The following is a 25942-nucleotide window of genomic DNA, read 5'->3' on the forward strand; positions in this document are numbered from 1 at the left end:
CTAGGCCATCATTCAAGAAATTGCAAACTGCGAATTGCGGAATGAGAAAGTAATCAACTGCAATGAAGGGGCGCAGTTATTCACAAAGACGCGCGCCATCAGGCGCCCAATCGGCTGCTTTTCTGCGGCAGAGAGGTTATTAGTCCAAGTTACGACCGGGGCCGATCGCAATTCCCGCGAGCAGCGCATTTGTTCAAGAAATCAACGGGTTTAACCGGACCATGCCAGGGCAAGCTTTGGCATTAAAGGCGCGGATTTCGGGCCGTCGTCAGATTGTCGAGTACCGGCGGACCATGCGGGTCGGCTACCGTCGTTTCGTTGCGACGCCCGTGACATGAGTGTCGGGCAGGTCGGGGTACGCATGGGGACATCTCGACGTATCTGCAGAGCCGCCGATCGGTTCTGGTCGAAGATTTGGCATCGAGGAGTGGATCTAATGGACCAGAGCAAACCTGACGCCGTGCCGGATTATCTGCTGTGGGTGAAGGACGCTCCTTTGTTCATGGACGAACTTAACCTGGGCCGGTTCTACGACGCGGCCTTGCGACCAGCCTTCGATGAGAACGCACCCGTGAAGCTGAAGCTCACCGAAGCGATGAAGGAGGACATCAAGAACAAGTACGGCGCCAAAGGAAACGTTGGACTGGCGAACTGGCTTTCCTTCATTGCCTCATCCTCGGTCGAGCTCGCCGCCGAACACGAGAAGACAAAGTCGCAATCGCAAGGCTCGGAAACCGAGATCTTGTTGCAGCCGATAGCAACACCGCACCGCCAACTCGAGCAGCTCACGATTTTCTATCTACTCGGGAGGCCGAGCCAGCTTCTGGTCGGAGGTCCGGAGGACGTCCTTTTGTGGCACAAGGAATCACTCGGCCTTTCCGTCCCTCGGCCGCTGGTTTTCATCGACCTGCCTAAGCGATCGAAAATCATTCCGATGGCGGCCGAGTTCGTCAATGGAAAGGTCATCACACTGTTCGATAAGCTTCCTGCCGATAATGGTGAGAGACCACCAAAGTACGATCGAGACCACAAGAACGAGTATTGGAACTGGTTCGACAAAAATTTTAATCCGGATACTGCGCTAACCGCGCTCGAAGAAGCGGCGACAGATAATGGGCGGATCGAGTGGGTGGATTTCCGCGTTCCTATCGGAGAGATCCCGAACACCATGCACCTCCATATCGAGGTCGCCGGCAAGTACAATACCGGCACCTTCGGGTACCGTCTGATCCGCCGCGGCGAAGGACACGGAGTGCGGATCGTTGGCTCTTTGCGCGACGGCCCCGACGTTAACGTTCTGGCGCTATACGAAAAATGAAGGAGCTCGGCTAGCTGCGCGCCCAAAACCGTGCCCACGAGCCAACGGCGGCGGATAGTTAACGACTACGAGCTCTTCTTCTTTGCTCCCTTCTTTACGCTTTTCTTCTTTTTGCCCGGTTGTTCGTATTGGCCTGCCAGATCGCCGGGGTCGACAAGCGACACGCGGTCATACCAAGGCCGGTTATAACGACCGTTCGAATCGATGGTCTTTAACGCATCCAGAAGAACCGTCCGTCCTTGGCTGGTATCCAACTCCTTTTGCTGCCACTCGACGGTCCAGAAATCTAAGGGGATGCGCTTCAATACCCGATCGACACCCGTCTCGAAGGTCTTCTCATTGGCGAAGTCGAGAGGCTCGTCCGACATCCTCTGCGCGGCTTCCAGGCTGTCTAGCACGTAGATAGTCAGCACGATTATCGTCACTTTCTGCAGCAGATGGCTCGGCTTTTCAGGTGTATCTTCATGCCAGGCGGCATCGAACTGATCTTTGATCCGCGACCATATCGCAAGGAAGAAGTCGCGCTCCAGGTCTTCGATACCCAGCAACGTCGCTCGATCCTTTGTCTCAGCCAACGCACTCTCGATCGCATTTGGCGCGATGAACCCGTTCTTGTTGGTCGGCCAGTTCAGCAACCCTTTGAACGGAGGCACGCTATCTACGTACTGATAGTCCTCGTATTTCGCGTCCTTCATACCCAACGTGACACCCGCGCTCTGAACGAGGCGGTTGTTGAGTTCCTCCTTGTCGAACGACAAATTGAGTGCCCTGATGTGATCCCTCGATACTCGGGACGCGCTATTGTTGATGACGACGAACTGGAAGGCACGTTCGGCATCGTCGTCACCGATGAAGGCGACTATGTTCAGGTGCAGAGTCGCGCTGTGCTTGGCAACGCCAAACGCACGGTGTTGCCCGTCGATGATCAATCCTGGCTTGTCGTCACCTGTCAGGGTGATCACTAGCTTCCCGTGTTGTCCCCGGTTGTCGTCACTGTCTTCTTTGGCGCTGAAACTTACCGATTTGCCACCAAGAGCAACCACAATGGCGGTTGGGATGGTGTTGCGCGGATCAGCGTCGAGGAATTTCGCGACTTTCTTGACCTTGAGATCGCGAAGAGGACGTTGGGCTCCCGTGGGATTTTCCGGCTTCAACCGATCGACGTCAGCCCATTCAATTAACTCGGATGCGGGAGCGTGGAAGAGGATAAATTCCGGCGCATCCTTAGAATTCCGTTGCGAAAAGCCGAGCGCGTAGTACTCGAATTTCTTTGTCTTAGTCGTACTCTTCATCCGGCTTTCCTCATTTCGTCAAACAGTTCGAAATAGACCCGATGCCGCCCGTCCTTTATGATGAGGTTCGGAAAGAGCGGAGAAATTCTCAACGCGGCTTCCTTCAGAGTGGACCGTCGCCCGGTGCTCTCTCCTGAGGCCTCCAACATCAATTTCGCCATGGCTAACGATATTCTCAGTTGAACGTTCGCGTTTTTGGTCGGGTCATGCCGGTAGTCAGTGGACTGCACCGGCCCCCAAGCCCACGTGATCGAGTTTTCGCGCTTGGTGTTACAATCCTGGCACGCCGCTATCAGGTTCTCTTCGATCGACTCGCCACCCAAACTCAAGGGCCACAGATGCTCGACCGTCGATCTGGAGTGTGGCGGACCCGCCTTCGTGAGAGCGATTCCACACAGATAACATCCCGCAGTCGCTTCCTTGATTTCCTTGGCAAGCGGACTCGACGCTGCTCTTGCCTCAAAGCTGATGCGCGCTGTCCGTTTGATCAACTCGCAAAACCGACGATCGGACGCTAGGCGTAGGGAAACGTAGTCCCGCTTCGCCAGTTGCCTGCCGTGTTCGGGCGCTGGAAGATGGCCGATCTCGTTTTGCAGAAAAACGGCCGCACGCATGCATCTGATGAAGACCTCGATGGTCGCGTGAAGCCGTGCGAATTCCTGGAACGATCGCTCATTCACCAGAAAATCCAGGCTCGAATCAGACGGATGCTGGACGCTGAGATGGCGACCGATGCTCTCGTAGATATGAAGAAACGCCTGCTCTCCATAGGTCGCCGGTCTCCACAGCATTAGTGCAATGCCCCCTAAGCGACCGTCGAAAGCAAAACCCCTCCCTCGGCCTCCCTCGCCTAGGTACCGCAGATTGCCCTAAGCGCCCATTTCGATCACCGCTTGTACGACACGCTAGTTGGACTAGTAAAGAGCTACGCGGGTTGCGGCGGGCGCCGTGCTCAACGGCTCGGCGCTCCTGGGGCGCGCCACCCGCTGCTTCGACGGCGCTGCCCTGCTACACGGCCCGCTACGCCTGTGGCATAGGCGGCCCAATCAACCGCACCAAGGTGAGCCTCTTGGCAAACCCCTCATCTTAACCAGTGCCGATAGCACGCTTGGGGATGCCGACGCGGCGTTTGCGGCTGCTCAATTGTGGATGTTGTGTGAAATGGAGCGGCGAACGGGCCACAACGCGCCAGACGATGAAGATTGAGCACTTGCATTCCTGCGCAACATCGATCAACGGCATCCGCGATTCACTCGGACTATCTGCGATATCCTTCGGCCTGCGAGCGAGTTTGCTGGTCGTTTCCGGCGGCTCATGTTCCTATAACCATAGTGACGGAGGAGCGACCCGAGCGATGTCGAAGGGTCCACGCTGAGCATGGGTTCGATAGCCTGATCACTAAAGTGTTCCCGGTACGCAAGAGTATCGAGGCTTACCTCGACCTGAGGCGAAAGGCTGGATGCGAGCGGTGCTTCATGGTTACCCTCGTGAAGCACGCCGAGGGCTTAGTCGGCAATCGACTCAATCAACCCCGACCTTCCGTCGAACGCTTTTGCCCATACTCCGGCCCATATTTGAGCACGGATTGCACGCGATTTGGCGTGGACGCGCGTGGTCTCCGGCGCACAACTTGCGCCTCTCTCACAAGTATTTCTTGAATTCGTGCGAACGTTGGCGAAGAAGGGCGATATACGCTAATTCCGACACTCTCTCCGCCATTGGCTAGCCGGTGGCGCAGTCCTTGAGTTGCTGCCGAAGCCATTGATGCCCGCGATCGTTGTCGAATCTGGCGTGCCAAGTGGCGTGTAGCGTAAAGGGCCTCGTATCGAAAGGCAGAGGCAGGGATTGCAGCACATCACGGTAGCGGTTGAGAAAACGCTGCGGAAGAGTGCAAACGAGGTCGGTCGACTGCAGCAAGAGCGGCACGACGCTGTAGTGCTGAACCGACACGGCGACGCGGCGCGTCAGCCCATCCTTTGCCAGGACATCGTCGATGAAGCCGCGAAAGCCGCCGCCTTCTCCCGAAACGATGACATGCTCCAGGCGCGAATACTCTCTCATCGTGGGCCGCCGCAATCCGCGCGGATGATCCTTGCGCTGGGCCATCATGAACCGTTCTTCGAGCAGCGGCTGGGACGGCATTCCGCCCGGCACCGCATTTTTCGAAACCAGCGCAACGTCGAGATCTCCCGCCTCGAGCTGGCCGGCGAGTTTCGTCGAATCGATCGACCGGAAAGCGAAGCGGATGCCCGACAAGCCGTCCCGGCGCGAGAATGAGACCAGACGCGATCCAACAATGGCGGTTGCGTTATCGTTCGCGCCGATCGTGAAAGTGCGATCCGATGTTTTCGGGTCGAACCCGGTTGGTGCACCGACAACGTCTTGCAGGTTTTGAAGCGCGAGCCGCAGTGGCTCCCTGAGCTCGTTTGCCCGCGGGGTGAGGACCATGCCTTTCCCCGATGCGGCAGGCGTCAGCAGCTGATCCTCGAATAGATCGCGCAGCCTTGCCAGCTGGGCGGAAAGTGCCGGTTGACTGATGCCGAGCCGCGCTGCCGCACGGGTGATGTTCCGCTCGTCCAGCATCACCGTCAGCGACACGAGCAGCGGCATGTCATGCCCCCTGATATTCATCAGGATTATACCACCTATCTCATCTATCGATTTCAAATATCGCATAGCGGCGGTCATCAACGCAAGCCGGATCATATGGGCCGCGAAAGCGGACGAGACAGCTGCGGGGGTACTGATGAGGAATCTACCAAACGCCGGTCCTGGTGTGGCGGAGCCCACCATCGAGTTGCAACGGAGGGTCATGATCGCGGCGACCGTCGGTACGGTCATCGAGTGGTACGATTTCTTCATGTATATCTCGGTGGCTTCGGCCATCTCGGTCAACTTCTTCTCGGGCGACAACCCGGTTTGGGCCAACGTCTTCGCGCTTCTCACTTTCGGCACGGGTTATCTGGTTCGGCCGTTTGGAGCGCTGGTATTCGGCCGCATCGGCGACATGATCGGACGCAAGCAAACCTTTCTCACCACGATCCTGATGATGGGATTTGCAACCGTTGCGGTCGGCCTGGTGCCGAGCTATGCGTCGATCGGTCTGTGGGCGCCTTCGATCTTGATCTTGCTGCGAATGATCCAGGGATTGGCTCTCGGCGGTGAGTATGGCGGTGCCGCGACCTACATCGCCGAGCATGCCCCGCAGGGCCGTCGCGGCTGGCTGACGTCCTGGCTGCAAACCTCTGCGCCGATCGGCTTCGTTCTCTCGATGCTGTCAGTGTATGTCATGCGCGCCAGCATGACGCTCGAGGCATTCAATGACTGGGGCTGGCGCATCCTCTTCATCAGTTCAGTGTTGCCGCTCGCGGTCTCGGTCTGGATTCGGTTGAAGCTGCAGGAATCGCCGCTCTTCCTTAAGATGAAGAATGAGGGGACGCTCTCGAAGTCTCCGATTTACGACACGCTCCGGGCGTGGCCGAATCTCAAGCGCGTGCTGATCGCGATGTTTGCGATGGTCGTACCGCAGAGCGTGCTGCTGGTCGGTGCACAGATCTATTCGCTGGTGTTTCTCACCGGTACGGCCAAGGTCGATCCGCAGATTGCCAGTCTTCTGGTCGGTGCGGCAATGATGCTGACGCTGCCGGTGATGATCTTCTTCGGCTGGCTGAGCGATCGCTACGGCACCAAGATGTTCATCCTGGCTGCCTGCGTCATTGGCACGTTCACCTACCTTCCGCTCTACAAGGCGCTCACCTTCTATGCCAACCCAGCGCTGTATACGGCGCAAGCCGTCGTGCCCGTCACCGTTGCAGCGGATGCATCGGAATGTTCCTTCCAGTTCAATCCGGTCGGAACGTCCAAATTCACCACGGGGTGCGACATCGCCAAGAACGCCTTGATCCGGTTCGGCGCACCTTATTCCACGAGGTCCGAAGCAAAAGGCGCGGTCGCGATGGTTTTCGTCGGCGCCACGGCAATTCCGGTTGCCACGGCAGGGCGGGCTCCGGATGTCGCGGCGTTCACCGGCAAACTGAAGCTCGCGCTCGAGGAGGCCGGATATCCGAACCGTGCCGATCCAGGCGCGATGAATTTCGCGATGATCATCCTGGTGCTGGCGGCGCTGAGCACAATTGCCGGCATGATCTTCGGTCCGCTTGCATCGGCGATGACCGATCTGTTTCCGCCCCAGGTGCGCTACACGTCGGTCTCGTTCAGCTACCATGTGGGCAACGGCTATTTCGGCGGCCTCTTGCCGGCGGTCGCAGCGGCGCTTCAGATCTCGAGCGGCGACATATACGCCGGCCTGTACTACGTGATCCTCATCTCGGCGATCTCGTTCTTCGTCGGCTTGTTCTGGCTTCGACCTGGGCCGGCGGCGGCCAAGGTCGAGTCGGTCGCGACCGTGGCGGCCTAGCGGTCACCTTTCAATCTGCACAAAGAAAGTCTGTTTCAAATGACCGCAGTGCACGCGATCGGCAACGTTGCCATTCGTCAGGTTATCGAAATGCGAGGTCCGGGTTTCACCCCGGACTTCCTCTTCCCGGATTGGGATCCGTCGGCTCTGGAGACGCACCGAGCGCTGATGATTCCGGATTGCTTCGACGAGGTGGAGAGGCGCTTCATCGCCAGCATCCATACCTGGATTCTGAAGACGCGGCACCACACCATCCTGATCGACAGTTGCGCGGGCAACGAGAAGAACCGTCCGATGTTGCCGCGCTTTCATCAGCTGAATCTGCCGTTCCTCGATCGGCTGGCGGAGGCGGGCGTCTCACCTGAACAGGTCGATTATGTCTGCTGCACCCACCTGCACGCCGATCATTGCGGTTGGAACACGCGGCTCCTCAACGGCCGCTGGGTGCCGACGTTCCCGAATGCCAAGTACGTCTTCTCCAAGGCCGAGTACGATCATTGGTCCGGCCCGGCTGGCAAGGAAGGCTTCAGCGCCGGTGTATTCGAGGACAGCGTTCTTCCTGTCATCCAGAGCGGACAGGCCGAGATCGTCGATGGCGAGGCTGCGATCGGGGATGGTCTTACGTTCCATCCGACCCCGGGGCATAGCCCCGGTCACGTCGCTATCCAGCTCTCCGACCAGCGACAGAAGGCGCTCTTCAGCGGCGACATCATGCATCAGCCGCTTCAGATCTATCGTCCGGACTGGAACAGTGCTTTCTGTGAACATGGAGAGCAGGCCCGCGCATCACGCCGCTGGCTTCTCGAACGGGCCGCGGAAGATCGAGCGACCGTATTCACAGCTCATTTCGCCAACACGTCAGCTGGGCGGGTCACACGCAGCGGCGATAGGTTCGACTGGTGGTTCGTGTAACCTGAGAGGACACCGAGATGCATAATTCGATTGCCGACGGCATCATCAGCGAGGAGATGATGATCCCGAGCGACACCGCAGGGATCGAGCTCTTCGTTCGCAACAAGCGACGGTCCGACCTGGTCCGGTTCTCGGCCGACAAGACGGTCTTGTTCGTCGCGGGATCGACCTATCCGGCGTCGACTTCGTTCGACCTTCGCCTGGATGGCTTGTCCTGGATGGATCATCTGGCCCAGCAGGGCTATGACGTCCATCTTGTCGATGTCCGTGGCTATGGCAGGTCGACCCGTCCGCCTGAAATGGAGGCGCCGGCGTCGGACAATCAGCCGATCGTGGGCACGCCTGTCGCTGTGCGCGACGTCGCCGGCGCTGCTGCGTTCATCCGGTCGCGGCGACGTGTCGACAAGATCAACCTGATCGGATGGTCGTGGGGCACGACGCTGATGTCACGCTACGCCTCGGAGAACCTGGCGCACGTCAACAAGCTTGTTCTGATCGCGCCGCAGTGGCTACGGACGACCCCGAGCGCGGCTGATTCCGGCGGCCCCCTCGGAGCGTACCGTATCGTCGAACGCTCGGCGACCAAGAGCCGCTGGCTCAACGGCGTTCCCGATGACAGGAAGGACGCGATATTGCCGCCGGCCTGGTTCGATGCGTGGGCGGAGGCAACTTTTGCCGACACAGGACTTGGGCCGGACAAGCTGCGGGCGCCGAACGGAACCGTTCAGGACAGCCGCGAATATTGGGCATCCGGCAAACCGCTTTACGATCCTTCCTTGCTGACGGTGCCGGTCCTGATCGTCCATGCCGACCTGGATCGCGACTGCCCAATGGATATGGCGCAAGCGGTGTTCGGCAAGCTCTCGGCGGCGCCATATCGTCGCTGGGTCGAGATCGGCGAGGGCACCCACTCGGTCTTCATGGAGAAGAATCGCTGGCAGGTCTTCGCTGCTGTTGACGACTTCCTTGGCGCACGGCCTCCCGCCTAAGGAGGGTTTGCCGCCGTGGCTGTCTTTGAACAAGCCCCCTCCGGCCTCACCCCACCAATTTCCACCTCCCATCCCCCGCCCGCTTCAACGCGGGGTCGCTCACCCGCACGTGCTCGGCCAGGAAATCGATGAACGCGCGCACGCGCGCCGGGAGCGGGGCGGTGTGACCGACATAGACGGCGTGGATGTCTTCGCGGTCGCCGGGATTGTAGCTTTGCAGCACCGGGACGAGGCGGCCGGATTCGATGTCGGGGCCGATGTGGAAGAGCGCGAGGCGCGCGAGACCGACACCGCCGAGACAGAGGCGACGGGCGGCTTCGCCGTCGCTGGCGCGCGCGACGGGCGGGGGCAGGGCCTCCTCGGCGTGGTCGCCACGCCTGAACGGCCAGCCGCGGATGCTGCGCGGGAAGGTCCAGCCGATGCCGCGGTGGTCGGCGAGGTCGGCCGGAATCTTCGGCGTGCCGCAGCGTGCGAGATAATCCGGCGCGCCGACCACGACCATGCGGCTGGTGCCGAGCTTTCGCGCGACCAGACGCGAGGCGCGCAGCGGGCCGACGCGAATGGCGACGTCGGCGCGCTCCTGCATCAGGTCGATCAGCGTGTCGGTCAGCATGATATCAAGCGTGACGTCGGGATGTTGCTTCAGAAAGCGCGGGATCAACGGCATCACATGCAGCATGCCGAAGGGAATGTTGCAATTGACCGTGAGGCGGCCGCGCGGCGCCGCGCCTGAGGCCGCCTCGCGCTCGGCCTCCTCCATTTCGGCGAGGATGCGCAACGAGCGCTCGTAGAAGGCCTGGCCTTCCTCCGTCAGCGTCAGCTTGCGCGTGGTGCGGTTGACGAGCCGCGCGCCGAGGCGCGCCTCCAGACGCGAGATCAGCTTGCTGACGCCCGACGGCGTCAGGCGCAGCTTTCGCGCGGCCTGGGTGAAGCCGCCGAGGTCGACGACGCGGACGAAGACCTCCATCTCGGCCGAGCGGTTGGTGTTGAAACGAGCCATGTTGAATTCACGTCACAAATGATTGGATTGCGGACATTCTAATGGTTTCGCGGCGGTGCCGCTATCTGCGTGGCTCGTCTCATCCATTGGAGCCACGCATGCCTCCCGCCGTCCTCGCGCTCACCGCCGGTGCCTTCGGCATCGGCACCACCGAATTCATCATCATGGGCCTGCTGCTGCAGGTCGCCGCCGACATGCATGTCTCGGTGCCGGTCGCGGGCCTTCTCATCTCGGGCTACGCGCTCGGCGTGTTCGTGGGGGCGCCGGTCCTCACGCTGGCGACGCGCAAAATGCCGCGGAAAACCGTGCTGCTGGCGCTGATGGCGATCTTCACGCTCGGCAATGCGGCTTGCGCGCTGGCGCCCACTTACGAATTGCTGATGGCCGCACGCGTGCTGACCTCGCTCGCGCACGGCACGTTCTTCGGCGTCGGCTCCGTGGTGGCCACCAGCCTCGTCGCCGAGGACAAGCGTGCGTCCGCGATCGCCACCATGTTCATCGGCCTGACGGTCGCAACGCTGCTGGGCGTGCCCTTCGGTGCCTGGCTCGGCCTGATGCTCGGCTGGCGCGCGGCGTTCTGGGCGGTGACTGTCATCGGCGTGATCGCGTTCGCGGTCGTCGCCGCGCTCGTGCCGGGCCATGTTGGCAACGACGACAAGCCGATCTCGCTTGCCGAGGAAGTGGCCGTGCTCGGCCGTCCGCAGGTGCTGCTCGGCTTTGCCATGACCGTGTTCGGCTTCGCCGGACTGTTCGTCGTCTTCACCTATATCCAGCCGATCCTGACGCGCTTCACCGGCTTTTCGGAGACCGCAGTGTCGCCGATCCTGCTGGTGTTCGGCGTCGGCCTTGCGATCGGCAACGTCGCCGGCGGTAAGCTCGCCGATCGCGGCCTTGCGCGCGCCCTGATCGGCACACTGGCCGCGCTCGCCATCGTGCTGCTCGGTCTTGCGGCGGTGCTGTCGGTCAAGATCATCAGCGTCGTGCTGATCCTGCTCCTCGGCATCGCCGCCTTCGCAACCGTCGCCCCGCTTCAGCTTCGCGTGCTGGAAGCCGCAGGTCCCAGCGGCCGGACGCTCGCCTCCAGCCTCAACATCGCCGCGTTCAACCTCGGCAACGCACTCGGCGCTTGGGCTGGCGGCGTCACCATCGATCGTGGGCTCGGTCTCTCGGCGCTGCCGCTGGTCGCGGCGGGGATCACGGCCATCGGTCTCGTTCTGGCGCTGTGGAGTCTGCGGCTCGACCGTGCGCCGACCGCCGTGGCGGCGTGTCCGGCGGAATAGGAGAGCGATCATGGAATACCGCAATCTCGGCGCTTCCGGGCTCAAGGTCCCCGTCCTCAGCTTCGGCACCGGCACGTTCGGTGGCCAGGGTCCGTTGTTCTCCGCCTGGGGCCGCAGCGGCACCGATGAGGCCCGCAGGCTCGTCGATATCTGCCTCGATGCCGGCGTCAATCTGTTCGACAGCGCCGATGTCTATTCGAACGGCGCCTCCGAGGAGATCCTCGGTGCTGCGATCAAGGGGCGCCGCGACAAGGTGCTGATCTCGACCAAGATGAGCCTGCCGATGGGCGACGGTCCGCTCGATGCCGGCTCGTCGCGGCAGCGACTGCTTGCCTCGGTCGATGCGGCGCTGCGACGGCTCGGCACCGACCATGTCGACCTGCTTCAGCTCCACGCCTTCGACGCGTTCACGTCGATCGAGGAGGTGCTGTCCACGCTCGATATGCTCGTGCGCGCCGGCAAGCTGCGGTATGTCGGCGTCTCGAATTTCGCCGGCTGGCAGCTGATGAAGTCGCTCGCCATCGCGGACCGGCATGGCTGGCCGCGCTATGTCGCGCACCAGGTCTACTACTCGCTGCTCGGGCGCGACTATGAATGGGAGCTGATGCCGCTCGCGCGCGATCAGGGGGTCGGCGCACTGGTCTGGAGCCCGCTGGGCTGGGGCCGGCTCACCGGAAAGATCCGGCGCGGCCAGCAGCTGCCGCACGTAAGCCGCCTGCATGCCACCGCACAATTCGGTCCGCCCGTGGACGATGCGCGCCTCTATGCCGTCGTTGACGTGCTGGATGCGATTGCCGCGGAGACCGCTCGTACCGTGCCGCAGGTCGCGATTGCCTGGCTGCTGTCGCGTCCCACGGTCTCCTCCGTGATCATCGGGGCGCGCGACGAGGCGCAGCTGCGCGACAATCTCGGCGCCGTCGGCTGGTCGCTGAGCTCGGACCAGATCAAGCGGCTCGATGAGGTCAGCGAGGTGATGCCGCCTTATCCGTACTATCCCTATCGCGTCCAGGAGGGCTTTGCGCGGATCAATCCACCGCTGGTGTAGGAGCTCGCTCATAAACGGCTGCGATTGCGACAGAGCGTCGCGACAATGCGCCATGCAGAAACGCGCCTGTACAGGGTCCCGCGTCGTCCCTAACCTCCGCCGCGCAATTTTAGGAGATGCGGCGTGGCGAAGAAGACGGCGACCAAGAAGAAAAGTGTTTTGAAGAAGACGGCGAAGGCTCCGAGGAAGGCGAGCTCCGGCCGCAAGAGCGCCGTCGCCAAGCCGGCCAGAAAGGCCACTGCCGGCAAATCGGCGAAGCCGCGGCGTCCGAAGGGGCCGGCCTGGCAATGGTCGGCGGTGGAGACCGCGGCTGCGATCCGCTCCGGCGCCATCTCCGCGGTCGAGGCGGTCGAAGCGCATCTCGAACGAATGCGCACCGTCAATCCGAAGCTCAACGCCGTCGTCGTCGACCTCGGTGAAGAAGCAATCAAAGCGGCCCATGCGGCCGACAAGCAGCGCGCCAGGGGTGGCGAGCTCGGCCTCCTGCACGGCGTGCCGATTACAATCAAGGAAAATGTCGACTATGAGGGCCGGCCGAATTTCAACGGGGTGCCCGCCAACAAGGACCTCATCGCACCATCGGATGCGCCCGTGGTGCGCAACCTGAAGAAATCAGGCGCAATCGTCATCGGCCTCACCAACACGCCGGAATTCTCCTTCCGCGGCTTCACCGACAATCCCCTGCACGGGCTGACGCTCAACCCCTGGGATCCCGACATCACCTGCGGCGGCTCCTCCGGGGGCGCGGGCTCGGCGGTCGCGGCGGGCATCGGCACCATCGCCCACGGCAACGACATCGGCGGCTCGCTGCGCTGGCCGGCGCATTGCAACGGCGTTGCCACCATCAAGCCGACGCAGGGCCGCATCCCCGCCTTCAACGGAAGCGCAACGTCGGAGCGGCCGATGCTGGCGCATCTGATGTCGGCGCAGGGGCCGCTCGCGCGCCATGTCGCCGACGTGCGCCTCGCGCTGGAAGTCATGAGCCAGCGCGATCCGCGCGATCCCTGGTGGGTGCCGGCGCCGCTGGTCGGCGAGCGGCCGAAGCGGCCGATCAAGGTCGCGCTGGCAAAGATCCCCGACGACATGGACGTCGATCCGTCCGTCGCCGCGGCGCTGCGGCAGGCTGCCGATCATCTCGAGCGGTCCGGCTATCGCGTCAGCGAGGTCGAGGTGCCCGACATCGACGGGGTCTGGCAGACCTGGTGCGACATCATCACCAACGAGACCGTGATGATGCAGGAGGCCGCCATGCTGAAGGTCACGTCCGAGGATTTTCACAAGTCCTGGGGCGGCATGAAGGCCAAGGCCAATTTGCTCGACCTCAAGGGCTGGATGCAGGCCACCGCCGCGCGCAACCGCCATATCCGCGCCTGGCAATTGTTCTTCGAGGACTATCCGGTGGTGCTGGCGCCGACCACGGTGAAGCCGACGCCGGGCCCGCGCGAGGACACCGTCAGCCCCGAGCGCGTGCGCGAGATCTTCTGGGGCGAGATCCGCTTCATCTCCGCCATCAACGTGCTGGGCCTCCCCGGCGCGGTGGTGCCGGTGGCGCTGCACGACGGCAAGCCGATCGGCGTGCAGCTGATTGCCGGGCGCTACCGCGAGGATCTCGCGCTCGATGCCGCGGCCGCGATCGAAAAGCGCGCCGGCGTGCTCGCCCATCGGCTGTGGGAGCAGATGGGCTGACGCTGCGAGCTATCGCAGCGTTGACGGCGGCCCCCTCGCCCTCGTGAGCGAGGGTGGCGCCGCGCGTTCGTTAATCGGCTTTAACCCGGACTTCAGTCATTTTGCCAACAAGCATTAGGGTTACTTCCTCGATCTCTAGGCGAATTATTGTCCGCTTTACCACCCGCCTCTAACAGAGGAGCGGCGGAGAACGCACATGCCTCATTCTAGGCCAATAAGTGCGGCCCGCCCCACGCGGAGGTGGCACGATGCGCAACGAGACGATCGCTATTCACGCCGGCTACGAGCCTGAAGCCACCACGCATGCGGTGGCCGTGCCGATCTACCAGACCGCAGCCTACGCCTTCGACAGCGCCGATCATGGCGCGGCCCTGTTCAATCTCGAGACCGAAGGCTTCCGCTACAGCCGCATCGCCAATCCGACCAGCGCAGTGCTGGAGAAGCGCATCGCCCAGCTCGAAGGCGGCGTCGGCGCGCTTGCGGTCGCGACCGGGCAGGCGGCGCTGCATTTTGCCTTCGTCAACGTCGCTGATCACGGCGGCAACATCGTGTCGGTGCCGCAGCTCTACGGCACCACGCACACGCTGCTCTCCCACATCCTGCCCCGCCAGGGCATCATCGGCCGTTTCGCCGAGAGCGATAAGCCCGGGGCGGTCGAGAAGCTGATCGACGACAACACCCGCGCTGTGTTCGCCGAGACCATCGGCAATCCCGCCGGCAATGTCTGCGACATCGAGGCGCTGGCGAAGATCGCCCACGCGCACGGCGTGCCGCTGATCGTCGACAACACCGTGGCAACCCCGATCCTCTTCAAGCCGTTCGACTATGGCGCCGACATCGCGGTGCATTCGCTGACCAAGTTCCTGGGCGGTCACGGCACCACGCTCGGCGGCGCCATCGTCGATTCCGGGAATTTCCCCTGGGCCGAGCACGCTGACCGCTTCCCGGCCTACAACAAGCCCGACGCCTCCTATCACGGCCTCGTCTATGCCGAGCGCTTCGGCAAGACCGCCTATATCGAGCGCGCGCGCAGCGTCTATCAGCGCACCATGGGCTCGGTGCTGTCGCCGTTCAACGCCTTCCTGCTGCTCCAGGGCATCGAGACCGTGGCGCTGCGCATGGAGCGCCATGTCGAGAACGCCCGCAAGGTCGCCGAATTCCTGCGTGGTGATCCGCGCGTGGCCTGGGTCAACTACACCGGTTTTCCGGACAGCCCCTATTATCCCCTGGTGCAGAAGTACCTGAATGGCAACGCGTCCTCGCTGTTCACCTTCGGCATCAAAGGCGGCATGGAGGCCGGCAAGACGTTTTACGATGCGCTGAAGCTGATCACGCGGCTCGTCAATATCGGCGATGCCAAGTCGCTCGCCTGCCACCCGGCCTCGACCACCCATCGCCAGATGTCGGCGGAGCAGCAGCGCGCCGCCGGCGTACTCCCGGAGACCATCCGTCTGTCGATCGGCATCGAGCATGTCTCTGATATCATCGAGGATATCGACCAGGCGCTGGAAAAGGCCTGCCCGTTGGCGCGCCGCGAGGCTGCGGAGTAGGCGCCGCCGTCCATGACGATCTTGATCGACAAGGATCAAGTCATCGCGGGCCCAACGCTGGTGCCGGCCGCGCACGAGCTCGCGCGCGACGCCCGCGCGGAGCTCACCATCGGCCTTGTCAACAACATGCCGGATGCCGCGTTGAAGGCGACCGAGCGGCAGTTCATGAAGCTGCTTCAGGCCGCAGCAGGCTCGCGCCGTATCCGCTTCCACTGCTTCTCGCTTCCCAGCGTGAAGCGGTCGCCGGAAGCGAAGTGGCATGTCGAGAGCGAGTATTCCAGCCTTTCCGATCTCGAGCGCGGCAAATTCGACGGGCTGATCGTGACGGGCGCAGAGCCGATCGCGCCCGAGCTCGACCGGGAGCCGTACTGGCGCGACCTCACCAACCTGATCGACTGGGCCAAGGCCAACACGCGTTCGACGATCTGGTCCTGCCTTGCCGCGCATGCCGCGGTGCTGCATCTCGACGGCATTGAACGGCGGCGGCTGCCGGCCAAATGCCACGGCATTTTCGATTGCGAGGTCGTGGCGGACGATTCGCTGATCCGCGCTGCGCCTGCGCAGCTCAAGGTCTCACATTCGCGCCTGAACGAGATCGCCGAGAGCGAGCTCGTGCAGGCCGGTTATCAGGTGCTGACACGCTCGGAGCAGGCCGGCATCGACGTCTTCGTTCGCCAATATTTCAGCCGCTTCGTGTTCTTTCAGGGCCACCCGGAATATGACGCGCTGTCGCTCCAGCGCGAATATCTGCGTGACATCGGCCGCTACCTCGCGCGGGAGCGGGAGACCTATCCGCGCCTGCCGGTGAGTTATTTTGACGCAGCGACGGAGGAGAAGCTGGTTCGCTTCGAGAGGAAGGCGGCACACCAACGCCATCCGGCGCTCAGCAACGAGCTGCCTGCGCTGAACCTGCGCGCCGATATCGGCGCAGGCGAGGCGGCGGCGGTGCTCTTCCGCAATTGGTTGCGCTATCTCGGCGCGGACGCCGACGCATCGATGTCGGTGCGCTAGCCGAAGCGATCTTGGTTCGGCGTTAGGATTACCCGGGCGTTAGGCTTGCCTCGACCTGCGCACGAATGTTTCAGTAGAGCAAGAAGGCATCGCGGGAACGCAATCGTGTGGTCGGCACTCCAGGGACGCGTGAGCAACAGGCTTGCCCGGCATTTCCGCGCCGTGCCGCACCGCCTGACTGCGCATGCGCCGATGGTGAGCTTCACCTTCGACGACGCTCCCGACAGCGCCGCGGGCGAGGGCGCCGAGCTTCTGGAGCGGCATGGCGGCCGCGGCACCTATTACCTTGCCGGCAGCCTGATCGGTCGGCCGTCGAAGCACTGGCATGGCCTGTCGGATGATGCGATCGTCCGGCTTCACCGCGCCGGGCACGAGATCGCCTGCCACACCTTCTCGCATCAGGGTTCGGCCGCGCTCGACGAAGCCGCGATGGCGCGCGAGATCGAACGAAACCGCAGCCATTTCCGCAGCATCGATGCCTCGATCAGGCTGGAGAATTTCGCCTATCCCTATGGCATCGCCTCAGTGTGGCGAAAGCCGCAACTCGCGAAGACCTTCCGTTCCGCGCGCGGCATTCTTCCCGGCGTCAACAGCGGCATCATTGACCTGCAATTCCTGCGCGCCTCGCCCTTGGTCGATTGCGAGATCGACGAAGCCGGGGTCGATCGCTATTTCGACGCGGCGGTTGCGAGCGGCGGCTGGCTGATCTTCTACGGTCACGACGTCACCGACAGGCCGAGCCCCTATGGCTGCACGCCGCATCTGATGCGTCATGCGCTCGAAGCCGCCGCCAAGCGCAACATGCCCATCGTGACCGTCGCAGAAGCGCTGCGACGGATCGGGGCGTAGCTCTTTCTTCACCTCTCCCCGCTTGCGGCAGAGCAATCGCATATCACTCGTGGTGGCGGCCTGCGCGCACGCTCGTCCTTCGAGGCGGCGCTTACGCGCCTCCTCAGGATGAGGCTAATCAACGTCAGTGCCCGTTGAAGCTGCTGCCGCGCACTCCGACCTCATCCTGAGGAGCCCGCGTCAAGCGGGCGTCTCGAAGGATGGCCGCAGGGAAAAATTCTCAATTGCGATAGCCCTACCCCTCGCGGGGAGGGGTCGGATTGCATCGAAGATGCAATCCGGGTGAGGGGGTACAGGTCCATCGGTGATCCCATGCGCGGAGAGAGGCCCCTCACCCCGCACTTTCAGCGCGAGCGAAGCTCGTCGCGGCCCCGCAAGAACGGGGAGAGGGAGAAGAAGCAGCGTTGCCTATCCCGCAAACAGTCTTGCCACAGCCACACCAGCATGCGACTGGCCTTGTGACGAATCTCACGGCCCGATCTGCTCCGCCCCATGTCCGCTCCCTCCAACGTTCCCTTGCCCGCGCCGGCCAACGGCCGCGACGCGCTGTCGGTGCTGCATGCGGTATTCGGCCTGCCGGGATTCCGCGGCGCGCAGGGCGAGATCATCCGCCACGTCACCGACGGCGGCAATTGCCTGGTCTTGATGCCGACCGGCGGCGGCAAGTCGCTGTGCTATCAGCTTCCCTCCTTGCTGCGCGAAGGCTGCGGCATCGTGGTCTCGCCGTTGATCGCCTTGATGCGCGACCAGGTCGCCGGCCTGATCGAGGCCGGCGTCAATGCCGCCGCGCTGAACTCGTCGCTGACGCCGCAGGAGGCGTCCGACATCGAACGCCGCCTGCTCGCCGGCGATCTCGACCTGCTCTATGTCGCGCCGGAACGGCTGGTCACGCCGCGCTGCCTGTCGCTGCTGGCGCAGGCGAAGGTGGCGCTGTTTGCCATCGACGAGGCGCATTGCGTCTCGCAATGGGGCCATGACTTCCGGCCCGAATATGTCGGCCTTTCCGTCATCGCCGAGCGCTTTCCCGACGTGCCGCGCATCGCGCTGACCGCGACCGCCGACGAGCTGACGCGCAAGGAGATCGTCGAGCGGCTTCAGCTGACGGGCGCGCCGCAATTCGTTTCCAGCTTCGACCGGCCCAACATCCGCTACGAGATCGTCGACAAGCGCAATGCGGTGTCGCAGCTGAAGGAATTCGTCCGCGAGCGCCACATGGGCGATGCCGGCGTGGTCTATTGTCTGTCGCGCAACCGCGTCGAGGAGGTCGCCGCCGCGCTTGCCGAGGCGGGAATTGCGGCGCTGCCCTACCACGCCGGGCTCGACGGAGCGTTGCGTTCGCGCAACCAGGACCGCTTCCTCAACGAGGACGGCATCGTCATCGTCGCGACCATCGCCTTCGGCATGGGCATCGACAAGCCCGACGTGCGCTTCGTCGCCCATCTCGACCTGCCCAAGAGCATCGAGGCCTATTACCAGGAGACGGGACGCGCCGGCCGTGACGGCAAGTCGTCGACGGCGTGGATGACCTATGGGCTCTCGGACATCGTGCAGCAGCGCCGCATGATCGACGAATCGGCCGGATCGGAGGATTTCAAGCGGGTCTCGATCGGCAAGCTCGATGCGCTGGTCGGCCTCGCCGAGACCCCGCATTGCCGGCGCCGGCGCCTGCTCGCCTATTTCGGCGAGATCGTGATGGGCGAGAGCTGCGGCAATTGCGACAATTGCCTGACGCCGCCGAAGATGCGCGACGGCAAGGTGCTGGCCCAGAAGCTGCTGTCGTGCGTCTATCGTACCGGCCAGCGGTTCGGCGCCATGCATCTGATCGACGTGCTGGTCGGACGCCTGACCGAGAAGGTCACGCAGTTCGGTCACGACAAGCTGTCGGTGTTCGGCATCGGCCGCGAGCTCAACGAGAAGCAGTGGCGCACGGTGCTGCGGCAATTGGTGGCGATGGGCCATTTGCGCAGCGACAGCGAAGCCTACGGCGCGCTGAAGCTGACGGAGTCTTCGCGCGGGGTGCTGCGCGGCGAGACCGAGGTCTGGCTGCGCGAGGAGGCGCTCGGCACGCGTGTTCGCGCCAGCCGCGCCAAGTCGCGTCGCGGCGACCTCGCACCCGCGGCAAGCGCGCCGCAAGGCGATGTCGATCCCGAATTGCGCGCGCGGCTGCGCGCCTGGCGGTCGGAGATCGCGCGCGAACGGGGCGTGCCGGCCTATGTGGTGCTGCACGATGCCACCATCGACGGCATCGTCCGGGCCTGGCCGACGACGCTGGACGAGCTGCGCAACGTGCCGGGGATCGGCGACAAGAAGCTCGAGCATTACGGCGACGAGCTGCTGCAGATCGTCAGGACGAGGTAAGGGCCTCGATCCCTCCACATCGTCATCCCGGACCAGCGCGCCCAAAGCGCGCGCAGATCCGGGATCCATAACCACAGGAAGAAGTTTGTTGCAGCAGGCTGGCAACCACGAGTCTCCGCCAAACGCCTCACTGTGGTTATGGGGCCCGGGCTCGCGACTTCGTCGCGCCCCGGAACGACAGCAGTGTATGACGCGCGAGAGCTACGCCCTCACTCACCCGTTCCTGAACGCATACGCATATCCGTTCAGCGCCGGCGCGCCGCCGAGATGGGCGTAGAGGATCTTGGCGCCCTTCTCGAAATAGCCCTTCTTCGAAAGATCGATCAGGCCCTGCATCGACTTGCCCTCGTAGACGGGGTCGGTGATCATGCCTTCGAGACGCGCGGTGAGGCGGATCGCCTCCTTGGTCTCGTCAGACGGCACGCCATAGGCGGGATAGGCGTAGTCCTCGATCAGCACGACGTCCTCAGTGACGAGATCCTTGCCGAGCTCGACGAGCTTTGCCGTGTTCTGCGCGATCTCGAGCACCTGCGCCTTGGTCTGGGCGGGCGTGAACGAGGCATCGATACCGATCACCTTTCGCGCACGGCCGTCCGCCGCAAACCCGACCAGCATGCCGGCATGGGTGGAGCCGGTGACGGTGCAGACGATGATGTAGTCGAACTTGAAGCCGAGCTCGGCCTCCTGCTTGCGCACTTCCTCGGCAAAGCCGACATAGCCGAGGCCGCCATATTTGTGCACGGAGGCGCCGGCGGGAATGGCGTAAGGCTTGCCGCCTGCGGCCTTCACTTCGTCGATCGCCTGCTCCCAGCTCTTGCGGATGCCGATGTCGAAGCCGTCGTCGACCAGACGCACGTCGGCGCCCATGATGCGCGACAGCATGATGTTGCCGACGCGGTCATAGACGGCGTCCTCGTGCGGCACCCAGGCTTCCTGCACCAGGCGGCATTTCATGCCGAGCTTGGCCGCGACGGCCGCGATCATGCGGGTGTGGTTGGATTGCACGCCGCCGATCGAGACCAGCGTATCGGCGTTGGAAGCGATCGCATCGGGGATGATGTATTCGAGCTTGCGCAGCTTGTTTCCGCCGTAGGCGAGGCCGGAATTGCAGTCCTCGCGCTTGGCATAGATCTCGACATTGCCGCCGAGATGTTTTGACAGCCGCTCCAGCTTCTCGATGGGCGTCGGGCCGAAGGTCAAAGGATAGCGCGGAAATTTGTCCAGCTTCATGGGTCATCCCGATTGGCGTTGGTGTTGGCGGCTCCCTAGCATCGCGTCGGGAAAATGTGCTCTCAAATATTGCGCTCACATTGCGCAAATTCTTGCGGTAGTAGCGCCAATTGCTAATATTTCTCCCAGAACATGATCAATTTGTGGAAGCTTCTTTCATGGCCGTCCGGCTCGACCGCACTGACCTTAAGATCCTGAGATTGCTTCAGAATAACGGCCGGCTCAGCAACGCGGAGCTGGCTGAAACGGTCGCGATCAGCCCCGCCACCTGCCACCGCCGCACCCAGCGCCTGTTCGAGGACGGCTTCATCGCCACTGTCCGCGCCATGGTCGCGCCGAAGAAGGTGGCAAAGGGCACGCTGGTGATGGTCGGCGTGGTGCTCGACCGCTCGACGCCGGAGAGCTTTGCCACCTTCGAGCAGGCGATCGCCAAGCTGAAATTCGTGCTCGACTGCCACCTCGTCGCCGGCGATTTCGATTACTTCCTCAAGATCCGCGTCGGCGACATGGAGGATTTCAACCGCATCCACGGCGAGCAGCTGATCGCGCTCCCCGGCGTGCGTCAGACCCGGACCTTCTTCGTGATGAGGGAAGTCGTCGACAACGCGCCGCTGGAGTTCTAGGCGTCAGCTATTGATGCGCCATCCGCATCATGAGAGATTCGTGCGATGCAGACATTCCCCTTTCGCCAGCACAATCCGGCCAGGCCGGCCTATCGGCGCGGCTGGGTCGACGAGGCGGTGGCCGCGATCGAGGCCGACCAGTGCCGCACCGCCGACACGCATCTGATCCGGCTGATCGTGCCGGCGCTATCGGGCATCGACATCTATCTGAAGGATGAGTCGACGCATCCGACCGGCAGCCTGAAGCATCGCCTCGCGCGCTCGCTGTTCCTCTATGCGCTCTGCAACGGCCACGTCCGCGAAGGCACGCCCGTGGTGGAGGCCTCGTCGGGATCGACCGCGGTGTCGGAGGCCTATTTCGCAGAGATGATCGGCGTGCCCTTCTACGCCGTGATGCCGCGGACGACCTCGGCGGAGAAGATCGCCGCGATCGAGCATTATGGCGGCAATTGCCATTTGATCGACGACGGCCGCGCGCTCTATACGGAAGCCGCCGCGCTCGCCGGCCGCCTGAACGGCCATTACATGGACCAGTTCACCTTTGCCGAGCGCGCCACCGACTGGCGCGGCAACAACAACATCGCCGAATCGATCTTCACGCAGCTGCAGGGCGAGCCGCGCCCGCTGCCTGACTGGATCGTGATGGGGGCCGGCACCGGCGGCACGTCGGCCACCATCGGACGCTATCTGCGCTATCGGCAATATCCGACCCGGCTGTGTGTCGCCGATGTCGAGCATTCCGCCTTCTTCGACTGCTTCCACACGCAGGACCGCGCCCATGTTTGCGACCGGCCGTCGCTGATCGAGGGTGTCGGCCGGCCACGCTGCGAACCGTCCTTCGTGCCAGGCGTGGTCGACCGCATGATGAAGATCCCGGATGCGGCGACGATCGCGGCGATGAACGTGCTGTCGCGCCGGCTGCGTCGTCCAGTGGGCGGCTCCACCGGCACCAATTTCCTGGCGCTGTGCCGGCTTGCCTCGGAGATGCGCCAGGCCAACGTCACGGGATCGCTGGTGACGCTGATCTGCGATTCCGGCGAGCGCTATCGTCAGACCTATTATGAGCCCGCTTGGCTCGCCGCACGCGGTCTCGATCCGGCGCCGTTCGAGGCGGTGCTGTCGTCGTTCCTCGCGACAGGTGAGCCGCTGACGCTTGACGTCGACGACGTCATCAATCCGCAGAGCGCATAGGCGAAGGCCCGTAGCTGACATCTTCGCGCGATTTAGGAAATCGCACGGTCGTCACGGCAACTTCACTTGCCTTGCGCAGGCATGCAGGCGACGTTCGCCTCTTCTCAACGAGGAGACCCCACCGTGCGCCTCCCCATTCTCGATCCCAAGGATCTGACCGACGAACAGAAGCCGCTCTATGACGACATGCGAGCGGGCATCAAGGACCACTTCAAGGGTTTTGTGAACATGCGCGAGGACGGCGCGCTGCTCGGGCCCTGGAATCCCTGGATCCGCGAGCCGCGCTTCGGCAAGCCTGTGTGGGAGCTGGTCAAGGCGATCGCGTCGAACCCGCTGCTGCCCGCGCCGGTGCGCGAGGTCGCGATCCTCGTCACCGGCTCGCATTTCCGCTCCGGTTACGAGCTCTATGCCCATGTGCTGGTGGCCGAGCAGCGTGGCCTCTCCGACGAGAAGCTCGCGACCATCGTCGCCGGCCAGCGGCCGGTCGATCTCACCCGGCAGGAGGCGGTCGCCTATGACATGGCTTCGGCACTGGTCGGCGGCGGCGTTCTGCCGGAGCTGACCTGGCGTGCGGCGGTGAACGAATTCGGCGAGCACGGCGCGGCCGAGCTGTCCTATCTCGTCGGCGTCTACTGCATGGTCTCGGTCACGCTCAACACTTTCGACGTGCCGGTGCCGGACTAGCAGCGGCTAATTGCGCACGGCGTAGAGCGGCGTGCGCAGCGTCAGCTGGTAGGCCGGTTTCGGCGTCCACGCGATCTGCGCTGTGATGCCGAACAGGCGGTTGTCGTTGTCGTCCATGCGATCGAGGTCGAGGCGCAGGGTCGGCTGGGTGAAGGACTCCGCTATCGTTCGGCCCGCGAGCTGCGCACCGCCGAAAGACTGTATGCCGAGGCGTCCGGTGAACTTCCAGTTGCTCGGCCATTGATAATAGCCGCCGGCATAGAGGATTGTGTTCGGCCGGATACTGGCGAACGGGCTGGCGATGGTGGTGTAGGTGTATTGCAGGCCGGCCAGCCAGCCCCGCGTCTCGTCCTCGTCGAGCGCGTAGTCGAATTCCAGGATGTTGTTGAAGGAATTCGTCATGCCCTGCTCGTTGGGCACCGACTGCGTCAGGGTCGATTGCAGCGTGATGGTCGGGATCCTGCCGCCATTCTGCTGGTAGAGGTCGGCCTGCACGCCGATGTTCCAGCTCGTGATGTCGAAGGACGACCAGCCGTTGCCGATGTCAATCGTCGAGCCCGACACCCCGCCATAAAGCGAGACGCGGTCGCTGACGTCGACGGTCAGCGGCAGGTCGACGGCGATGGCCTTTGCCGCCGGCAAGCCGTTCGGCAGCGTTGTGCCTCGTTGCGCCGCCAGGGCTCCGAATGCGGCCGACAGCGAGGTGTTGCCGAAGCCGAGCCCGAGCGTGCCCGCCGGGATCGCCGCATAAATGGTGCGGAGGTCGAGATAGATGTTCGGGACGGTCGGCTTTGCGGGCTCGTCCTCCTCATCGTCGGCGGCGAAGGCGCCGCCTGCCGGGATCGCCAGACACAGCAATCCCGCCGCGACAGCGCGGAATGCCGGACGACGGGATGGGCTGCGAAGAGGCACGTGACGATCCGACGCGTGGCGAGTTGGGGGCAAAACCGTTGTTAGATGGAACGTGATCGCTCGCTTGGTCAAGCGCTATCCGCAAGCGATGGACGGCATGGATATGTGCGGGTACCTTGCCGTGATCGCACTGACACACTCGCCCGCCACAGTGCAGGCCGAACAATGGAGGAGACAGCCATGAACACGTCACGCCGCATCCTGCTCACCGGTCTGGCGGGGCTCGCCGTTGCTCCGACTGCTGCGGCGGCTGCTGCACCCATGGCCGAGCCCGGCGAAGTGACGGTCGCGGAGGAGCGCTTCGCGCGCACGATTGCGGCGGCGCATGCGCCCGACGTCACCTGTGCATGGCAGGCGGAGCGTTATGCGGACGCGCACTGGCCGGAATATGTCGCGGCAGCGCGCGCGGTGATCGGCGCGCGCGTGTGATCAAAGCGCTCTCACCTTTTCACCGCCCGCCGCACCTGCTCGCCGATCTGCGACAGCACGAGCTGTGACTGCGGCAGGATTGCGCCCATGGCGTGGAAATTGTGGACCATCCCCTCGTGACAGACATGCTCGACCGCCACCCCCGCGGCGAGCAGCTTGCGGGCATAGGCATTGCCCTCGTCGCGCATCGGATCGTACTCGGCGGTGTGGATGATCGCGGTCGGCAGGCCCGTGAGGCGTGTCGCGCGCAAGGGAGAGACGCGGGGATCGGCAGTATCGATGTCGTCAGGCAGGTAATCGGAAAGATCGGCTTGGATCGTGACGCGATCGATCAGATGGCCCTCGGCAAACGCCTCGCGCGAAGGCGAGGTTTCCTCGAAATCCAGCACCGGGCAGATCAGGCATTGCGCGGCGATGGAGAGGCCGGCGGACTGCGCCGCATTCTGGCACACGATCGCCGCGAGTGTGGCGCCGGCGGAATCGCCGCCGATCACCAGGCGATCAGCGTCGATGCCGAGCGATGCCGCCTCGCGCGCGACCCATTCGGTGGCGGCGATCGCGTCCTCGACCGCGGCGGGGAATCTGTGCTCCGGCGCGAGCCGGTAGTCGACCGAAACGAGGCGGCAGCCGGTGGCATGCGCCAGCGCCGCCGCGATGCGCTCGTGCGTGGCAATGCTGCCAGCGACGAGTCCGCCGCCATGAAAGAACACGAAGCCCGGTGCGGGCGCCTCGGCGCCTGCCGGCGTGTAGAGGCGATAGGGCAGCTCGCCGCCGGGGCCGGGCAGCATGCCGTCGGACGTCATCACATCCGGCGCCTCGGCCCGGGCGAACTGCATCAGCTTGGCCAGCGATTGCCGCCGCACCTCCACGCTCGGCCGGCTCCGCGCCTGCGGCGCAGCCGCGGCCATCATGGTCAACAAACGCTTTGCGAGCGGATCGAGCGGCATGGGGCACTCCATATCGTGGCCGATATTATAGCCGGTTTGCTCTGTCTTACCCTCCCCTGGAGGGGGGGAGGGTCGGCGCATGCGCCGGGGTGGGGTGATCTCTCAACACGGGGCAGTGTGCGATGTGGAGAGACCGTCACCCCACCCCGCTCGCGCTGCGCGCGATCGACCCTCTCCAGGGCAGGGCTATCGCATTTGAGAGCTTTTCCCGGCGGCCAT

22 protein-coding genes are annotated in these 25942 nt (G+C 63.5%); 15 read left to right on the forward strand and 7 right to left on the reverse strand.

What is annotated here, in order from left to right; all coding sequences use genetic code 11:
- Positions 1-436: 436 nt before the first annotated feature.
- Entirely contained in the window at positions 437-1318 is an 882-nt protein-coding gene (locus N2604_RS03075; RefSeq protein WP_260373732.1) for a hypothetical protein, read from the forward strand.
- A 65-nt stretch (positions 1319-1383) separates the two neighbouring features.
- Here N2604_RS03075 and N2604_RS03080 read toward each other — a convergent pair whose 3' ends face one another.
- The 3 genes from N2604_RS03080 to N2604_RS03090 all read right to left on the reverse strand — a co-directional run bounded on the left by N2604_RS03080 (position 1384) and on the right by N2604_RS03090 (position 5220).
- A complete protein-coding gene (locus N2604_RS03080; protein WP_260373733.1) occupies positions 1384-2610 on the reverse strand; it encodes a DGQHR domain-containing protein in 1227 nt (408 codons plus the stop codon).
- Positions 2607-3401 (reverse strand): HNH endonuclease, encoded by a 795-nt coding sequence (locus tag N2604_RS03085; RefSeq protein WP_260373734.1) that lies wholly within the window; start codon positions 3399-3401, stop codon positions 2607-2609. The genes N2604_RS03080 and N2604_RS03085 overlap by 4 nt, the downstream gene beginning before the upstream one ends.
- 931 nt (positions 3402-4332) lie before the next feature.
- Positions 4333-5220: a LysR family transcriptional regulator gene (locus tag N2604_RS03090; protein WP_260373735.1), complete on the reverse strand. Its 888-nt coding sequence runs from the start codon at positions 5218-5220 to the stop codon at positions 4333-4335.
- 202 nt (positions 5221-5422) lie between these two features.
- On the opposite strand from N2604_RS03090, the gene N2604_RS03095 reads away from it, so the two are divergent.
- Genes N2604_RS03095 through N2604_RS03105 form a run of 3 tightly spaced genes read left to right on the forward strand, consistent with a single transcriptional unit; the run spans position 5423 to position 8928 of the window.
- Positions 5423-7027 (forward strand): MFS transporter, encoded by a 1605-nt coding sequence (locus tag N2604_RS03095; RefSeq protein WP_260373736.1) that lies wholly within the window; start codon positions 5423-5425, stop codon positions 7025-7027.
- 39 nt (positions 7028-7066) lie between these two features.
- Positions 7067-7939: an MBL fold metallo-hydrolase gene (locus N2604_RS03100; RefSeq protein WP_260373737.1), complete on the forward strand. Its 873-nt coding sequence runs from the start codon at positions 7067-7069 to the stop codon at positions 7937-7939.
- A 17-nt stretch (positions 7940-7956) separates the two neighbouring features.
- The gene (locus N2604_RS03105; RefSeq protein ID WP_260373738.1) at positions 7957-8928 is read left to right on the forward strand and encodes an alpha/beta hydrolase; all 972 of its coding nucleotides are present in this window, start codon (positions 7957-7959) and stop codon (positions 8926-8928) included.
- A 46-nt stretch (positions 8929-8974) separates the two neighbouring features.
- On the opposite strand, the gene N2604_RS03110 is transcribed toward N2604_RS03105, so the two are convergent.
- Positions 8975-9928 carry a LysR family transcriptional regulator gene (locus tag N2604_RS03110; protein ID WP_260373739.1) on the reverse strand — a complete coding sequence of 318 codons (954 nt, stop codon included), beginning with the start codon at positions 9926-9928 and terminating at the stop codon, positions 8975-8977.
- Positions 9929-10026: 98 nt separating this feature from the next.
- Here N2604_RS03110 and N2604_RS03115 point away from each other — a divergent pair, with 98 nt between their 5' ends.
- The 7 genes from N2604_RS03115 (at position 10027) to recQ (ending at position 19707) form a co-directional block, all read left to right on the forward strand.
- A complete protein-coding gene (locus N2604_RS03115; protein ID WP_260373740.1) occupies positions 10027-11208 on the forward strand; it encodes an MFS transporter in 1182 nt (393 codons plus the stop codon).
- A gap of 10 nt (positions 11209-11218) precedes the next feature.
- Positions 11219-12253, forward strand: a complete 1035-nt coding sequence (locus tag N2604_RS03120) for an aldo/keto reductase (RefSeq protein WP_260373741.1) — start codon at positions 11219-11221, stop codon at positions 12251-12253.
- 123 nt (positions 12254-12376) lie between these two features.
- A complete protein-coding gene (locus N2604_RS03125) occupies positions 12377-13939 on the forward strand; it encodes an amidase family protein (RefSeq protein ID WP_260373742.1) in 1563 nt (520 codons plus the stop codon).
- A gap of 248 nt (positions 13940-14187) precedes the next feature.
- The gene (locus tag N2604_RS03130; RefSeq protein WP_260373743.1) at positions 14188-15489 is read left to right on the forward strand and encodes an O-acetylhomoserine aminocarboxypropyltransferase/cysteine synthase family protein; all 1302 of its coding nucleotides are present in this window, start codon (positions 14188-14190) and stop codon (positions 15487-15489) included.
- 12 nt (positions 15490-15501) lie between these two features.
- Positions 15502-16500, forward strand: coding sequence for a homoserine O-succinyltransferase (locus tag N2604_RS03135; protein ID WP_260373744.1), 999 nt, complete (start codon positions 15502-15504; stop codon positions 16498-16500).
- A 105-nt stretch (positions 16501-16605) separates the two neighbouring features.
- On the forward strand, positions 16606-17349 hold the full coding sequence (locus N2604_RS03140; protein WP_260373745.1) for a polysaccharide deacetylase family protein: 744 nt from the start codon (positions 16606-16608) through the stop codon (positions 17347-17349).
- A 492-nt stretch (positions 17350-17841) separates the two neighbouring features.
- On the forward strand, positions 17842-19707 hold the full coding sequence (recQ, locus tag N2604_RS03145) for a DNA helicase RecQ (protein WP_260373746.1): 1866 nt from the start codon (positions 17842-17844) through the stop codon (positions 19705-19707).
- A 213-nt stretch (positions 19708-19920) separates the two neighbouring features.
- Here recQ and N2604_RS03150 read toward each other — a convergent pair whose 3' ends face one another.
- A complete protein-coding gene (locus N2604_RS03150) occupies positions 19921-20937 on the reverse strand; it encodes a 1-aminocyclopropane-1-carboxylate deaminase (RefSeq protein WP_260373747.1) in 1017 nt (338 codons plus the stop codon).
- Between the two features lie 158 nt (positions 20938-21095).
- On the opposite strand from N2604_RS03150, the gene N2604_RS03155 reads away from it, so the two are divergent.
- The 3 genes from N2604_RS03155 (at position 21096) to N2604_RS03165 (ending at position 23435) form a co-directional block, all read left to right on the forward strand.
- Positions 21096-21560, forward strand: a complete 465-nt coding sequence (locus N2604_RS03155) for an Lrp/AsnC family transcriptional regulator (protein WP_260373748.1) — start codon at positions 21096-21098, stop codon at positions 21558-21560.
- A 45-nt stretch (positions 21561-21605) separates the two neighbouring features.
- Positions 21606-22751 carry a PLP-dependent cysteine synthase family protein gene (locus tag N2604_RS03160; protein ID WP_260373749.1) on the forward strand — a complete coding sequence of 382 codons (1146 nt, stop codon included), beginning with the start codon at positions 21606-21608 and terminating at the stop codon, positions 22749-22751.
- A gap of 123 nt (positions 22752-22874) precedes the next feature.
- Positions 22875-23435: a carboxymuconolactone decarboxylase family protein gene (locus N2604_RS03165; RefSeq protein ID WP_260373750.1), complete on the forward strand. Its 561-nt coding sequence runs from the start codon at positions 22875-22877 to the stop codon at positions 23433-23435.
- A gap of 6 nt (positions 23436-23441) precedes the next feature.
- Here N2604_RS03165 and N2604_RS03170 read toward each other — a convergent pair whose 3' ends face one another.
- Positions 23442-24347 carry a hypothetical protein gene (locus tag N2604_RS03170; protein ID WP_260373751.1) on the reverse strand — a complete coding sequence of 302 codons (906 nt, stop codon included), beginning with the start codon at positions 24345-24347 and terminating at the stop codon, positions 23442-23444.
- 180 nt (positions 24348-24527) lie between these two features.
- Between N2604_RS03170 and N2604_RS03175 the strand changes: the two genes are divergently transcribed.
- Complete coding sequence (locus tag N2604_RS03175; protein ID WP_260373752.1) at positions 24528-24776, forward strand: hypothetical protein; 249 nt, start codon at positions 24528-24530, stop codon at positions 24774-24776.
- Positions 24777-24787: 11 nt separating this feature from the next.
- On the opposite strand, the gene N2604_RS03180 is transcribed toward N2604_RS03175, so the two are convergent.
- Positions 24788-25723, reverse strand: coding sequence for an alpha/beta hydrolase (locus tag N2604_RS03180; RefSeq protein ID WP_260373753.1), 936 nt, complete (start codon positions 25721-25723; stop codon positions 24788-24790).
- Positions 25724-25942 lie beyond the last annotated feature (219 nt).

This window comes from Bradyrhizobium sp. CB1015 (genome assembly GCF_025200925.1).
Classification (GTDB): Bacteria; Pseudomonadota; Alphaproteobacteria; order Rhizobiales; family Xanthobacteraceae; genus Bradyrhizobium.